Genomic DNA, 14552 nt, shown 5'->3' with positions numbered 1-14552 from the left:
GCAGACAGCTCGTTTTCCGTTTCTGCCCTACAGCGTTATTTCGCCCGAACCGAAACAACGGTGGTGCTGTTCGTCGTAAACAACGCAGAATTGTCCGGGGGCTACGCCTTGTATCTGCTCGGTCGAATGAACCGTATAGGCCCTTTCGGCGGTCTTCTCAAGCAGAGCCGAATGGTATTCAGGGGTATGGCGTATCTTGAAAGTGACATGTTTCATGTCGACAGGTTCGGTAAGAAAGTGGAAATCATGTACCTTGAAATCCTGCTGAAAAGCCGTCTGCGGCTCATATCCCTTACTTACGTAAAGCACGTTCTGCGCCACATCTTTCTTTACAGCATACCACGGACCGCCGCCGAAGCCCAGTCCGTGGCGCTGGCCTATGGTGTGGAACCATAATCCGCGGTGCATCCCGATCTTACGTCCGGTCTCTAATTCGATGACATCCCCCGGATTTTCGCCGAGAAAACGGCGTATGTAATCGTTATAGTTTATCTTCCCAAGGAAGCAAATGCCTTGAGAATCTTTGCGTTTAGCATTGATTAAATGCTCACGTTCGGCAATCTCGCGCACCTCATCCTTCATGTAATGCCCAATCGGAAATAACGCCTTTCGCAATTGCCAGTTATATATTTGCGCTAAAAAGTCGGTCTGATCTTTCACCGGATCGGGGCTTGTAACGAGCCATTTCTTGCCTCCGATCATCTCGGTTTGTGCATAATGCCCCGTTGCAATGAAGTCGTAACGGTGCCCCACCTTCTCATCAAAGGCGCCGAACTTAATAAGTCGGTTGCACATTACATCGGGATTAGGCGTAAATCCGGCGCGAACTTTATCCATAGTGTAACGGGTTACCTCACTCCAATACTCCTTATGACAGTCCACGATCTCCAAACGACAGCCGTATCTTGCCGCTACAGCGGTGGCCATCTCGAGGTCTTCTTCCGATGAACAGTCCCACTGTTCCTGTTCTTCGGGCCCTATTTTGATGTAAAAGCAATCGGGAAGCAGCCCTAACCGTACTAATTCGTACACTACAACGGAGCTATCGACACCGCCGGAAAGCAATACAGCGATCTTTTTCCCCTTGAGTTCCTCTGTATTCAACACGTTTCGTCCTTTCTTGATTTACCTTATATCTGCGCTTTGTGCCCCTTCCATGGGGCATAAACACGGTACAAAGTTACGAAATCTTTCGCAATATCGCCCCTCGTTCCACAGAGTTTAACGGATCGGATATACTACCTAAGCGGTTTACATGGCATGTCTACGCCACTTACACAGTATGCCTGAAAGGTTCAAACATTACTTCTATCAGAACCATATTGCGCAACTTTACGTGTAAAAATGTTCGTATAGCTCCGATTTCGGGCGTAAGTCGCAACACCACGACATAGGAGCAGACAAGACAGCCAATTCGACCATTTTACACAGATAGCATGAAAAAAATTATCGGCAATAAGAAAAAACATACTTATTGCCGATGTTTTTTAATAAAAAATGTTTACTTTTGCACCACAAAACATAAAGCATAACGAATTTATGGACGATTATCACGCGGAAAATAAGAACTGATTGATGGAGGCGGTATTCTCATGTAACTGGCCTTCATGCCCTATTTTTATTCATTTGGAAGGTCAAGATCATTATGAGAACATACTGGAATATCAACGGAAACCTTAAGGCTATCAACGAATGGGAGCCTAACTGCTGGATACAAGTTACATGTCCTACTGAAGAAGATCAGCAGGAATTGGAAGATAAATTCGCCATACCGGATTACTTTCTATCGGACATAAGCGATACGGACGAGCGTGCCCGCTACGAATATGATGACGGATGGATGCTCATTATCTTACGTATTCCTTACGTAAAGGAGATACGCAGCCGCACTCCTTATACTACCGTGCCGATCGGTATTATTCATAAACGCGACGTAACCATCACGGTTTGCTACTACGAAACCAATATGATGATAGACTTTGTAAGCTATCAACAGAAACGAGGCGTGGGCTTTACCGACTATGTGGATATGATTTTCCGCCTCTTCCTGTCGTCTGCAGTATGGTATCTGAAACGGTTGAAACAGATTAACAACCTGATAGAAAAAGCCAAGCATAACCTTGATCACGAAGTAAATAATGAGAGTTTGATCGGATTGAGCCGTCTGCAAGACTCGCTCACCTACTTTATAACCTCTATCCGCGGTAATGAGAATCTGCTTGCCAAGCTGAAATTCAAGCTGCAGGTGGACGAACTCGATGCCGATATGATAGAGGATGTGAACATCGAAATGACGCAGGCACGCGAGACAACCAGTATCTATTCCGACATTTTAGAGTCTACCATGGATACTTATTCGAGCATTATTAACAACAATATGAATACGGTTATGCGTACTCTGACGTCGGTCAGTATCATCATGATGTTCCCTACACTCATCGCATCCCTATTCGGTATGAATCTTATCAACGGCATGGAGCACAGCCGCTTCGGCTTTATAATGGCGTTGGTAATATCGTTTGTCGTCTCCGGAGTTTCATGGTGGATATTAAGATCGAAAAGACTACTTTAATCATCCGGACATTAAAAAAAACGTATTTAATTAGGTAATTACGTTTTTTTTATTTAAGTTTGCAGTCTATAATATATCTTTTGGAAAAACCCAAATCATAAACTTAAACGGCAAAACAATGGACTTTCAAGAGAATGCCTTAGAAGAAGAGGTAAGAAAAGATGATGATAAGCAGGTTGAAGCTGTAGCAAATGCTGTGCCTATACAGGAAGAACAATCTACCGACATACCGTCTGAAGAGCCTGAAAACGGCGGTGAGGACAAGTCGGCTGCTGTTTCTAAGGCGTACAAGACCAAACAAGAGGTAATAGAGCGCCTGAAAGAAATCGTTAGAAACGATGAAAATCCCAAAAAGGATGAATTGGATCTGTTGAAAACTACTTTCTATAAACTGCATATAGCCGAACGAGACGCCAAACAGAAAGAATATCTTGATGCTGGCGGAGATCCGGATAAGTACCAAATCATGCCCGATGAAGACGAAGAAGTGTTCAAGGCAGAGATGGGACTCATTAAAGAAAAACGTGCCAAACTGTTCCTTCAACAGGAAGAGGAGAAGAAAGAAAACCTGAAAAAGAAACTCGAAATCATCGAAAAAATTAAATCTATTGCCACTTCTCCCGATGAAGCAAACAAGTCTTTCCAAGAGTTTAAGGCATTGCAACAGGAATGGAAAGAGATAAAGAACGTGCCGGCAGACAAGGCGAACGAACTGTGGAGAAACTATCAGCTGTATGTAGAGCAGTTCTATGATTTGCTGAAACTTAACAGTGAAGCACGTGAATACGACTTCAAGAAGAACTTCGAAATGAAGACGAAGCTCTGTGAAGCAGCCGAAAAACTTGCCGATGAGAGCGATATCATTAGTGCCTTCCACCAATTACAGGAGCTCCACCAGCAATATCGTGAGATTGGACCGGTGGCAAAAGACCTTCGTGAGCAGATATGGGCACGCTTTAAAGCCGCTTCTACCGTTATCAACAAGAAACATCAGCAGCATTTTGAGCAACTACGCTCACAGGAAGAAGAAAATCTTTCTAAGAAAACTGCACTTTGCGAGCAAGTAGAAACCATTGCAAAGGAAGAAAATAAAGGTACAGGCGATTGGGAAAAACATACTAAAGCCATTATTGAACTACAGGCACAATGGAAGACTATCGGCTTTGCACCACAAAAAATGAACGTAAAGATATTCGAACGTTTCCGCGCAGCATGCGATGATTTTTTCACTCGGAAAGCCGAATACTTCAAACAGATGAAGGAGAAATTCGCGGAAAATGCAGAAAAGAAGAAAGCTCTTATAGAGAAAGCCCGTGCTTTGAAAGACAGTACAGACTGGAAATCTACCACAGATAAATTGATTGCCTTGCAGAAAGAATGGAAAACTATCGGTATTGTACCGAAAAAACAAGGCGACCAATTGTGGAACGATTTCCTCGAAGCATGCAATTATTTCTTCAATGCACGCAATGCAGCCAATGCAGGTACCCGCGACGAAGAGCGAAATAACTTGGAAACCAAGCGCAGTATTATCGAACAACTGAAAGCATTAGCGGAGAATGCCGCAGATGATATCCAAGAGAGAGTGCAGGCCTTGGTTGAAGAATATAATAAGGTAGGGCACGTTCCTTTTAAGGACAAAGATAAAATATATAAAGAATATCACGATATTCTCGACAAGCTATACGACGTACTGCATATCTCCATCTCTCGTAAACGACTCGACGACTTTAAAAATAACTTAAAGAATGTAGTAAAACGCGGTGAAGATGCACTCGACAACGAGCGTGGGAAACTGATGCGCAGATACGAACAGCTCAAACAAGAAATACAGACTTACGAGAATAACCTCGGTTTCTTGAATGCCTCAAGCAAGAAAGGAAACAGCCTAATCGATGAAATGAATCATAAAGTTCAGAAATTGAAAGACGACTTGGAATTGGTAAAACAAAAAATAAAAGCAATCGACAGGCAAAATGCAGAATGAGTATATTATAAGAAAGGTGTTAATACGGAATTCACACCTTTTCTTTTTATACCGGTTATCATATACACAAAAGAGGTCTCCATGCCTTAGGAAACCTCTTTATCTTTAGTTGGGATACTCGGACTCGAACCAAGAATGACAGGACCAGAATCTGTAGTGTTACCATTACACCATATCCCAATTAAGAACAAATCCTTCTGATTTGCAGTGCAAAGTTAGCTCTTTTTTTTGAACTGGCAATGGTTTTCTCTACTTTTTTACCCCAAAAAATGCAAATAAGGGATAGCTTTTCGCGAAATTCCGATAATTAACTGTAACTTTGTAGCATATTAATATGTAGATCATTAAAAATCAATGGAGCAAATAAAGCTATTGGTTAAGACAATTACCAAGGGGATACAAGAGAAGAAGGGACAAGATATAACCATCGTAGACCTACAAGGTATCGATGGCACCATTGCCAACTATTTTATTATTTGTCAGGGAAACTCGCCTACACAAGTAGAGGCCATTACCGAATCAGTAGGCGACACGGTAAGACAGGACACCGGAGAAAAACCGGTAAATGTGGCAGGTCTGGGCAATAACCAGTGGGTAGCCTTAGACTATGTAGATGTACTTGTGCACATATTTCAACCGGAAGTCCGTACTTTTTATGATTTGGAGAACCTTTGGCAAGACGCCAAACTGACGAGAATTCCTAATTCTGAGGAATAAAAGAATAATTGGCATAGCTTTTGAATGTAAGCCATAATAAACATTTTTATCGAATTATGGACAAAAACAACAATCATTTTAACAATAACGAAGAGCAACCTAAAATGCCTCGGTTCAACATGAACTGGTTTTATGGCATCGCAATTGTCATCGCCCTTGTTCTCTTTTACATGGGAAATGGCGACTCCTTGGCCGGCGGAGGCGGCAGTCAGATAGCCACCTACACCAAGTTTAAGCAATACGTAGCCAAGGGATATGCCAAGAGTGTCGTCATTAATAAGAACGATAGTAAACTGAAATTGTACATTAAAGAGAAGAATATACAGGATGTTTTCCACATGAATGCCAAACAGGTGGGGCAAAATCCCTACGTCAGTGTTGAGTTCGGTTCCGTTGATGAACTGGAACGATACCTCACTTCAGCGCAACAACAGGGCAAACTTGTAGACTTCAGCTATGATAACAAAGATAGCAGTGTCATGACGCATTTGCTGTTTAACGTGTTACCTTGGGTATTCCTTCTGTTTCTCACATTGTGGTTTCTGCGACGTATGGGCGGTGGAGCCACAGGAGGCGGCGTATTCAGCGTAGGCAAGAGTAAGGCGAGAATGTACGAAAAGGGCAACGATCTTGGCATAACATTTAAAGACGTTGCCGGACAAGCCGGTGCCAAACAGGAGGTTCAAGAGATTGTAGAGTTCCTGAAAAACCCGAAGAAATACACTGAGTTGGGAGGAAAGATCCCCAAGGGAGCCCTCTTGGTTGGCCCTCCGGGAACAGGTAAGACACTTCTTGCCAAGGCCGTTGCGGGCGAAGCAGGCGTTCCGTTCTTCTCAATGAGCGGTTCCGACTTTGTTGAAATGTTTGTCGGTGTGGGCGCAAGCCGCGTCAGAGATGTATTCCATCAAGCAAAAGAAAAAGCTCCGTGTATTATTTTCATCGACGAGATCGATGCCGTAGGCCGTGCACGTAGTAAAAATCCATCAATGGGAGGCAATGATGAGCGTGAAAACACGCTAAATGCATTGCTTACAGAAATGGATGGTTTCGGTACCAACAGCGGTGTAATCGTGCTCGCAGCCACCAATAGAGCCGATATGTTAGATAAGGCTTTATTGCGTGCAGGGCGCTTCGATCGCCAGATTAATGTAGACCTACCCGACTTGCAAGAACGAAAAGAAATTTTCCAAGTACATCTGAAGCCCGTCAAAACCGACAATTCATTGGATATAGATTTCTTAGCTCGTCAGACTCCCGGGTTCTCCGGAGCAGATATAGCCAATGTATGTAACGAGGCTGCACTTATCGCTGCACGGCACGATAGCAAGACGGTAAGCAAGCAAGACTTTTTAGATGCCGTAGACAGAATTATCGGCGGTCTCGAAAAGAAGACGAAAGTAATGACGGCAACCGAGAAACGTACCATCGCTATTCATGAAGCCGGGCACGCTACAATCTCTTGGTTCTGCGAACATGCCAACCCTCTTGTCAAGGTATCCATAGTACCTCGCGGGCAAGCACTTGGCGCCGCGTGGTATTTACCCGAAGAACGACAGATAACAACCAAGGAACAAATGCTCGACGAGATGTGTGCCTTACTTGGCGGTCGTGCAGCAGAAGAACTCTTCACAGGCCATATTTCGACCGGTGCAATGAACGATCTCGAACGTGCTACCAAAAGTGCATTCGGCATGATCGCATATGCGGGCATGAGTGATAAGTTGCCCAACATCTGTTATTACAATAATCAGGAATACCAATTCCAACGTCCTTATTCCGAAACAACGGCGAAAATCATGGATGATGAGGTGCTAAAAATGATCAATGAGCAGTATGATCGTGCAAAAAGAATACTTACCGAACACCAAAAGGGGCACGAAGAACTTGCCAATTTGCTGATTACTCGTGAGGTTATCTTTGCCGAAGATGTGGAACGTATCTTCGGAAAGCGCCCTTGGGTGAGCCGTTCACAGGAAATATTCGACGACAATGCCAAACTTAGAGATGATAAAGTGAAAGAACTTCCGGAAGTGAAAGAGGCTATGGAGGCTCACGACAAGATGAAAAAAGAAAACGAAAACAAAGAAAATTAATATGTCGGATAAACTGAAGAACCTGATTACGCGAACGATAAGCGGTGTCATCTTCGTAGCCATCATGGTTACAGGCATCTCGTTCCGTCCCGAAGTAATGATGCTTTTGTTTGCGGCCATCACGGGTATGACCATTTGGGAGTACACCGGTTTGATAAACCAATTACCGGATGTTACCGTAAATCGCTTCATTACCACTGCGGCCGGCGTGTATTTTTTCCTTGCCGTAGCAGGTTATTGCAGTGGGATTATTCCTTCTGCTGGTTTCATTCCTTACCTTCTTACGGTAGTTTATCTGTTTATCAGCGAGCTATATACCAAAAACAAGAATGCCATTCACGACTGGGCCTACACCATGCTTTCGCAGATGTACATAGCCCTTCCGTTATCTATGATTAACGTATTGGCGTTCCGTTCGCAAGCAACAGGCACGGTACATTACGATTTCGTACTGCCGTTGAGCGTGTTCATCTTTCTTTGGACGAACGACACCGGCGCCTATTGTGCCGGTTCGCTTTTCGGCAAGCATAAACTTTTCCCCCGTATATCGCCCGGGAAAAGCTGGGAGGGCTCCATCGGAGGCGGCATTACGGTACTGATAGTTGCAGCAGTTGTTGGATATATCGCAAACAGCGGTGGAAACACACACGCACTCAACATAATCCAATGGCTGGGACTCGGCCTTGTTGTCGTATTCTTCGGTACATGGGGCGACCTTGTAGAGTCGCTTTTCAAACGTACACTCGGCATTAAAGACAGTGGGAACATACTACCCGGTCACGGCGGTATGCTCGACCGTTTCGACTCTTCGCTAATGGCAATCCCCGCTGCCGTTATTTATATCTACACAATTACATTGTTCCGATAAGATCATATATAACAATAAGGTGGGCAATCCTATAAGATTGCCCACCTTATTGTTTTCTACCGTCCTGCTTAAATCAATAAGATAATTTTAGTCCGAGGAAATAGCAGCGCGGTAATCCGGGCCCATAAATATAAGCAGAGTCGCGTCCCCATCCTCTATCAAAGTCTTTCTGATAAGCGTTGGTTACGTTTTGGATGCCGCCATTCAGCTGCATTTTTACGTAGTTCGTTATAGGTATATCGTATGCCAGCTTCATATTCAGCGACAAGAACGAAGGAGTATTCACGGCAATTGGCGATATATCCGTGCCATTTTCCAATGTATGGGCGGCATGTCCTACAAGCATGCTTCCTGTATAGTTACCCGTAAGGGACGCAGAGAAACTTCTAACAGGCGTAAACGAAGCTGTAAAATACCCATATGTATCCGGCGTGCGCAGTATTCTCCTCTCCTTGGGGGCCTTATCGTTCCATTCTTCGGGCTGATCGTACCTACTTTTCTGCAAAGTGATACCGGCTTGCAACGAGAACCACGACGTAAGAGCGGCACGAGCTTCCATGTTCAATCCAAATACTTTGGCACCCCCGCTGTTATAACGTTCCTGTATATCGTTGCCTTCCGCGTCTTTACGATCGAGTGTACGGAGCGCGAATTTGTCTGTAAGCAATGTGTAAAAGGCTTCGAAGAGGAAATTAGTCTGCACAGAACCAAAGTTTCTGTACATATCTGCCGAAACACTGAAGCTATGAGAGCGTTCCTCTTTCAGATTGGAGGCCAGTTGAGTAACGATACGTTCACCGCCTGCGAAGCCTACATGTAGATCCTCGTCAAATGCCTGCGGTGCACGAAATCCTCCGGAGTAGCTTGCACGTAAATTAACATTATCCGACGGGTTCCACCGCACATTCACTCGTGGACTGAAGATAACATGCCCGATCAGATTATGCTTATCGAAGCGTCCGCCAAGAAGAAAACTCCATCGCCGGTTTTTCCACTCGTTTTGAAAATAACCGCTGGCAACACGCACCTTTTGATCGAGCAGATGATTGTAACCCACAATCAGGTCATGCAACCCATCATAACTATATTCCGCCCCTATAGTGAGATCCGACGGCATCATGAGCAGTTTGTCGAAGCTATGCACATACTGCGAACCAAAGATATACGTAAAATCTTTCGTACGACCGTATGCCTTGCGGGCCGTCTCCACATCATCTGGAGTACCCTTACCTATACCGCCGTAATAACTCTTGCGCAACGTATTCGAAAACGAGAAATAAGCCTTGAGTCGATCTTTTGCATCATGCGAAATAAAATCGTAGGCCAAGTTTCCGCTATTTACCTCGTGGTCGCCCTGTTCAGCTATATTAGCCTCGTGCGGAGCAAGTTCGAGGCGATTGCCTCCCCTGCGGAATTCGCTTGTATTATGATACTGCAATGTGAGTTTCGAATAGGAACTGAATTTATAGAAAGAGCTAAAACCAACCGTCTGATTACGTAGGTTCGGCAGCTCAGTATAGCCATCTCCGTCGTGATCGTAGCCCGGTCGATAATGATGCTGCCCGTAAACATAAAAGCCCACTTTACCGTCTTCTGTCACCAAAGATGCATTGGCGGTGGTATTGTTCTCATAGCCACCCTTGCCGTTAATAGAGGTTATCGTATGTGCAAGTTCAGCCGAATTGCGCAACGGCTCCTTGGTAATCACATTGATAGTACCGCCAATCGCCGATGCCCCATAGAGAGCCGAACCTCCGCCACGTACCACTTCTACGCGATCTATCATGTTTGCCGGAATTTGTTCTAAGCCATATATACCGTTGAGCGAACTGAAAACAGGTCGAGAATCTATCAATATCTGCGAATAATGGCCGTCTAATCCATTGATGCGTACCTGTGAAAAACCGCAATTCTGGCAGTTATCCTCCGTTCTTACGCCCGGCTGAAAGTTGAGTCCGTGCGACAGACAAGCAGAATTCGTAACCTCGAAAGTTTTCGTATCCACCACATTCACCAGTGCAGGGGCCTCTCTGCGCAATGTTTGCGAACGGTTTGCCGTGGTTACAACCTCATCGAGCGATATTGCATCGGCAGTCAGTTCGAAGTTAAGCTCTAAGGTTTTACCCGCAACTGTCGTTATTTCGCGCTTTGAAGTACGGTAACCCAGCAGTTTCACCTCAATGGTACACGTACCAATCGGCAGGTGTTTCAGAAAATAATGCCCCGTCGCATCGGTCGATGTTTCAAGTGTAGTGCCGTTCACCGCCACATATACGTAAGGCAGATGTTCATTTGTTTTGGCATCCACCACATGCCCGAATACATTGGCATCGGTACCTGTGTCGGTCGTATTGTCGTCTGCCGCCCATAGGGTCCCCGGCAAACACAAGAATAATGATAATAAAATGTAAAAAGTAGATTTATTCATATATAAAAATTAAGTAAATTAATTACTGCCTATGAGGGCTTTCACACATGCAAAGTTACACACTGTGGATTGTTCCCGCAATACCTAAAAGCCATGATTTGGAAAAATAAGAACGTCAAAAGACAATTTTGACAAACAAAAATGGTATTTGCAAAAACCATATTTCTATGTCTTACAGACTATTACCTTTACAACACGCTTTACAAACCGCCATTCTGTCAGTTTTACAAACTACCCATAAGTAGGCATGTAAAGCAACACAGATCATACGAACGCCTCCCCTATCTGTATTACACATGCTGCCTACGCCCACCGGACATATCATCTAACCCTTTTGGAACCACTATCTATATCGAATAAATATATGCCTCAACTAAATCGGCACACACGTTTCATATAGATAAAGGCATCTTGCGACATGCCCGTATGCATGAATATCGACAGAAATTCGCGCAACAATGCAATAATAAGAATAAATAATTAAACAGACGATCAAATGCACGAAAAGACAAGAATACCCTTATATCATCATACAAATGATATTTATATCCTATTAGCGAACAGCATTTTACAAGAATACAGGCAAACGACAGTAAAAAAATACAACTTGTCAGGTATTACAATAAATACCATCCGAATAATATCCGGTAACGAGAGAACATCCAGTATACGATACTCTATACAAGCCCATCCAGATGTATTTTCAAATCTTGCAATTGATCTCTTACAGATATCAACGTTTCCAAAACCTCGGAACTCTTATCTACACCCTGCCGATTTTCGTTAAGCATTTTTCTTGCAGCAGCAAGTTTAAAGCCGCGCACCTTCACCAAATTGTAGATAAGTCTTATTTGTTCAATATCTTTTTCGGTATATTGACGGATTTTATTCTGGACAGATGTCTTCGGCTTGAGTTGTGGGAATTCCGTTTCCCAATACCTAAGCGTGCTCTCGTTAATATCGAACTTTCGAGCCACCTCGCGTATCGAGTAATACAACTTCGTATTTTTATTTGCATTTAACGCCATAGACAGTAGCTTTTTATTGATTTATTTGCAAAAATAACGAAAACAAAGTATCTTTGCAACACTTTTAGATGAAATTTAAATATTAAAGCAGAAATAAAGATGATGACAGCGAACGAAATCCGTGATTCGTACAAGAAGTTCTTCGAATCGAAAGGACACGTTATCGTACCATCGGCACCTATGGTGATTAAAGACGATCCCACGCTGATGTTTACGAACGCAGGTATGAATCAATGGAAAGATATTATCCTCGGAACCAAGCAGCCCGAACCGCGTCGGCGCACCGACTCGCAGAAGTGTCTGCGCGTAAGTGGAAAGCATAACGATCTGGAAGAAGTAGGACACGACACATACCATCACACCATGTTCGAAATGCTTGGCAACTGGAGTTTCGGCGACTATTTCAAAGAGGGGGCCATCGATTACGCTTGGGAATATCTTGTAGAAGTGCTGCATCTCGATCCGAAAGACTTATATGTAACGATTTTCGAGGGTTCTCCCGAAGAAAATATTCCGCGCGACGATGAGGCAGCCCGATATTGGGCAAAACATTTGCCGGCCGATCATATCATAGAGGGAAACAAACACGATAACTTTTGGGAAATGGGTGATACAGGCCCCTGCGGTCCATGTACTGAAATCCATGTAGATTCGCGTACTCCGGAAGAGAAAGCAAAGGTGCCCGGAAGGGAACTTGTGAATAAAGACAATCCGCAGGTGATAGAGATATGGAACGTGGTTTTTATGCAGTTCAACCGCAAGGCAGACGGCTCTCTTGAACCGCTTCCCATGCATGTCATCGATACCGGCATGGGCTTCGAGCGGTTGGTGCGCATGCTTCAGGGCAAACATTCCAATTACGACACAGATATTTTCCAGCCCATCATTCGGGAGATATCGCGCCTGTCGGGCAAGGAATATGGCGAGCGCGAAGATATCGATGTGGCCATGCGCGTGGTGGCCGACCATCTGCGTGCAGTAGCGTTCTCCATTGCCGACGGTCAGTTACCGAGCAATGCCAAAGCCGGATATGTTATTCGCCGCATTCTCCGCCGTGCCGTGCGCTATGCCTACACATTCCTCGACCAGAAAGAGGCATTCATGTATAAGTTATTGCCCGTGCTGGTTCGTGAAATGGGTGCCGCCTATCCTGAACTTTCGGCACAGCAAGAACTAATTGCACGGGTGATGAAAGAGGAAGAAGACAGCTTCCTGCGCACCTTGGAGAAGGGTATCAACCTACTGAATGCAGCCATGAACGAGTTGAAAGCGGCAGGGAAAAACCGCCTTGATGGTGTACAGGCTTTCCGTCTGTTCGATACCTATGGCTTTCCGCTCGACCTTACCGAACTCATTTGTCGTGAAAACGGTTTCACTGTAGATGAGAAACAGTTCGATGAGGAGATGGAAAAACAGAAAGCACGTGCACGTAATGCCGCCGTCGTCGAGAACGGAGATTGGGTTGTGTTACGCAAAGGAGAACAGCAATTCGTAGGGTACGATTATACAGAACACGAGTGCCATATTCTTCGTTACCGTCAGGTGACGCAGAAAAAGAATACGTTTTTCGAACTTGTACTCGACTATACACCGTTCTATGGCGAAATGGGAGGACAGGTAGGCGACCAAGGTGTGCTGGTGAACGAGAACGAGAAAGTGGAGATTATCGATACCAAACGGGAGAATAACCAAAGCATTCATATCGTCAAACAATTGCCCAAGGAGCCCTCGGCAGACTTCATGGCATGTGTAGACACCGAAAAACGTGATGCCAGTGCAGCCAACCATACCGCAACGCACCTGTTGGATTATGCCTTAAAGCAGGTGCTTGGCGATCATGTAGAGCAGAAAGGTTCGTATGTTTCACCTGATACATTGCGCTTCGATTTTTCGCATTTCCAAAAAGTTACGGATGAAGAAATACGACAGGTAGAACGGATGGTCAACGAAATGATCCGTCAGGACTTCCCTCTTGATGAGCACCGAGACACTCCGGTGGAGGAAGCAAAGAAGATGGGGGCGGTAGCTCTCTTCGGAGAGAAGTATGGCGACAAAGTTCGAGTAGTGCGTTTCGGCCCGTCGTGCGAGTTCTGTGGAGGCATTCATGCCAAGAGCACGGGGCGCATAGGTATGTTCAAAATTATCTCTGAAAGCAGTGTTGCTGCGGGCATCCGGCGCTTCGAAGCTATGACAGGCAAGATGTGTGAGGAGACTTACTACGCACTGGAAGATACGTTGAAAGACATCCGTACGCTGTTCAACAATGCTAAAGACCTGCGAGGCGTTATTGGTAAGTATATCGAAGAGCACGATTTGATGAAGAAAGATATAGAAAAATTCCACGCACAGACTGTGGAACGTACTAAAGATGAGGTTATCAAGCGGGCTACGATAGTCAACGGAACCACGGTAGTAAGGTCTATTCTACCCATTGAACCATCGTCTGCCAAGGATTTGGTATTCAAAATTCGCGAGGCAATCCCGCAAAATCTCGTCTGTGTAATAGGCTCTACGGCTAACGATAAACCGCTGCTAAGCGTCATGCTCAGCAATGATATGGTAAAAGAACATCACCTGAATGCCGGACAGATGATCCGCGAAGCCGCCAAACTCATACAAGGCGGCGGTGGCGGACAGCCTCACTATGCGCAGGCTGGCGGCAAGAATATCGACGGAATCAATGCTGCTGTCGATAAGGTAATAGCATTGGCGAACTTATAAACAAGTGATCTGTCAAAACAAATCGGTCGCATCTTCTCGATGAGATGCGGCCGATTTGTTATTTCAATATGGTTTCAATGAACAGCAAGAAGCCTTTCATAAAATCGAATTTTATCTGAGAAATACCATTAAGGTATG

The 14552-nt window shown here is 44.7% G+C and carries 9 protein-coding genes and 1 tRNA gene; 6 read left to right on the top strand and 4 right to left on the bottom strand.

Annotated features, from left to right (window positions below):
* Positions 1–27 precede the first annotated feature (27 nt).
* Positions 28–1107, bottom strand: a complete 1080-nt coding sequence (gene mnmA / locus BN3912_RS08795; RefSeq protein ID WP_036859050.1) for a tRNA 2-thiouridine(34) synthase MnmA — start codon at positions 1105–1107, stop codon at positions 28–30.
* Between the two features lie 538 nt (positions 1108–1645).
* On the opposite strand from mnmA, the gene BN3912_RS08790 reads away from it, so the two are divergent.
* Both BN3912_RS08790 and BN3912_RS08785 read left to right on the top strand, forming a co-directional pair.
* Complete coding sequence (locus BN3912_RS08790; protein WP_023983651.1) at positions 1646–2572, top strand: magnesium transporter CorA family protein; 927 nt, start codon at positions 1646–1648, stop codon at positions 2570–2572.
* Between the two features lie 118 nt (positions 2573–2690).
* Positions 2691–4559 carry a DUF349 domain-containing protein gene (locus tag BN3912_RS08785; protein ID WP_023983652.1) on the top strand — a complete coding sequence of 623 codons (1869 nt, stop codon included), beginning with the start codon at positions 2691–2693 and terminating at the stop codon, positions 4557–4559.
* Positions 4560–4668: 109 nt separating this feature from the next.
* Here BN3912_RS08785 and BN3912_RS08780 read toward each other — a convergent pair.
* Positions 4669–4739: transfer RNA gene (locus BN3912_RS08780), tRNA-Gln, on the bottom strand.
* A 174-nt stretch (positions 4740–4913) separates the two neighbouring features.
* On the opposite strand from BN3912_RS08780, the gene rsfS reads away from it, so the two are divergent.
* The 3 genes from rsfS to BN3912_RS08765 are packed head-to-tail and all read left to right on the top strand — an operon-like array spanning position 4914 to position 8237.
* Positions 4914–5276, top strand: a complete 363-nt coding sequence (gene rsfS, locus BN3912_RS08775; RefSeq protein WP_023983653.1) for a ribosome silencing factor — start codon at positions 4914–4916, stop codon at positions 5274–5276.
* Between the two features lie 56 nt (positions 5277–5332).
* Positions 5333–7369, top strand: coding sequence for an ATP-dependent zinc metalloprotease FtsH (gene ftsH / locus BN3912_RS08770; RefSeq protein WP_036859052.1), 2037 nt, complete (start codon positions 5333–5335; stop codon positions 7367–7369).
* A 1-nt stretch (position 7370) separates the two neighbouring features.
* Complete coding sequence (locus BN3912_RS08765) at positions 7371–8237, top strand: phosphatidate cytidylyltransferase (RefSeq protein WP_023983655.1); 867 nt, start codon at positions 7371–7373, stop codon at positions 8235–8237.
* 73 nt (positions 8238–8310) lie between these two features.
* Here the strand turns inward: BN3912_RS08765 and BN3912_RS08760 are convergent, their stop codons facing one another.
* Both BN3912_RS08760 and BN3912_RS08755 read right to left on the bottom strand, forming a co-directional pair.
* Positions 8311–10665, bottom strand: coding sequence for a TonB-dependent receptor (locus tag BN3912_RS08760; RefSeq protein ID WP_023983656.1), 2355 nt, complete (start codon positions 10663–10665; stop codon positions 8311–8313).
* A 677-nt stretch (positions 10666–11342) separates the two neighbouring features.
* The gene (locus BN3912_RS08755; RefSeq protein WP_004369796.1) at positions 11343–11693 is read right to left on the bottom strand and encodes a MerR family transcriptional regulator; all 351 of its coding nucleotides are present in this window, start codon (positions 11691–11693) and stop codon (positions 11343–11345) included.
* A 99-nt stretch (positions 11694–11792) separates the two neighbouring features.
* Here BN3912_RS08755 and alaS point away from each other — a divergent pair, with 99 nt between their 5' ends.
* Positions 11793–14414, top strand: coding sequence for an alanine--tRNA ligase (alaS, locus tag BN3912_RS08750; protein WP_023983657.1), 2622 nt, complete (start codon positions 11793–11795; stop codon positions 14412–14414).
* Positions 14415–14552 lie beyond the last annotated feature (138 nt).

It is taken from the genome of Prevotella phocaeensis (assembly GCF_900065875.1).
Classification (GTDB): Bacteria; Bacteroidota; Bacteroidia; order Bacteroidales; family Bacteroidaceae; genus Prevotella; species Prevotella phocaeensis.
Note: the sequence above shows the minus strand (reverse complement) of the source record. Positions and strands in the feature narration are given on the sequence as shown.

What these genes read in the sequence shown, in the direction of transcription:
- BN3912_RS08790 (WP_023983651.1), top strand. Translation starts at nt 1,646, where the DNA reads ATGAGAACATACTGGAATATCAACGGAAACCTTAAGGCTATCAACGAA.
- BN3912_RS08785 (WP_023983652.1), top strand. Translation starts at nt 2,691, where the DNA reads ATGGACTTTCAAGAGAATGCCTTAGAAGAAGAGGTAAGAAAAGATGAT.
- rsfS (WP_023983653.1), top strand. Translation starts at nt 4,914, where the DNA reads ATGGAGCAAATAAAGCTATTGGTTAAGACAATTACCAAGGGGATACAA.
- ftsH (WP_036859052.1), top strand. Translation starts at nt 5,333, where the DNA reads ATGGACAAAAACAACAATCATTTTAACAATAACGAAGAGCAACCTAAA.
- BN3912_RS08765 (WP_023983655.1), top strand. Translation starts at nt 7,371, where the DNA reads ATGTCGGATAAACTGAAGAACCTGATTACGCGAACGATAAGCGGTGTC.
- BN3912_RS08760 (WP_023983656.1), bottom strand. Translation starts at nt 10,665, where the DNA reads ATGAATAAATCTACTTTTTACATTTTATTATCATTATTCTTGTGTTTG.
- BN3912_RS08755 (WP_004369796.1), bottom strand. Translation starts at nt 11,693, where the DNA reads ATGGCGTTAAATGCAAATAAAAATACGAAGTTGTATTACTCGATACGC.
- alaS (WP_023983657.1), top strand. Translation starts at nt 11,793, where the DNA reads ATGATGACAGCGAACGAAATCCGTGATTCGTACAAGAAGTTCTTCGAA.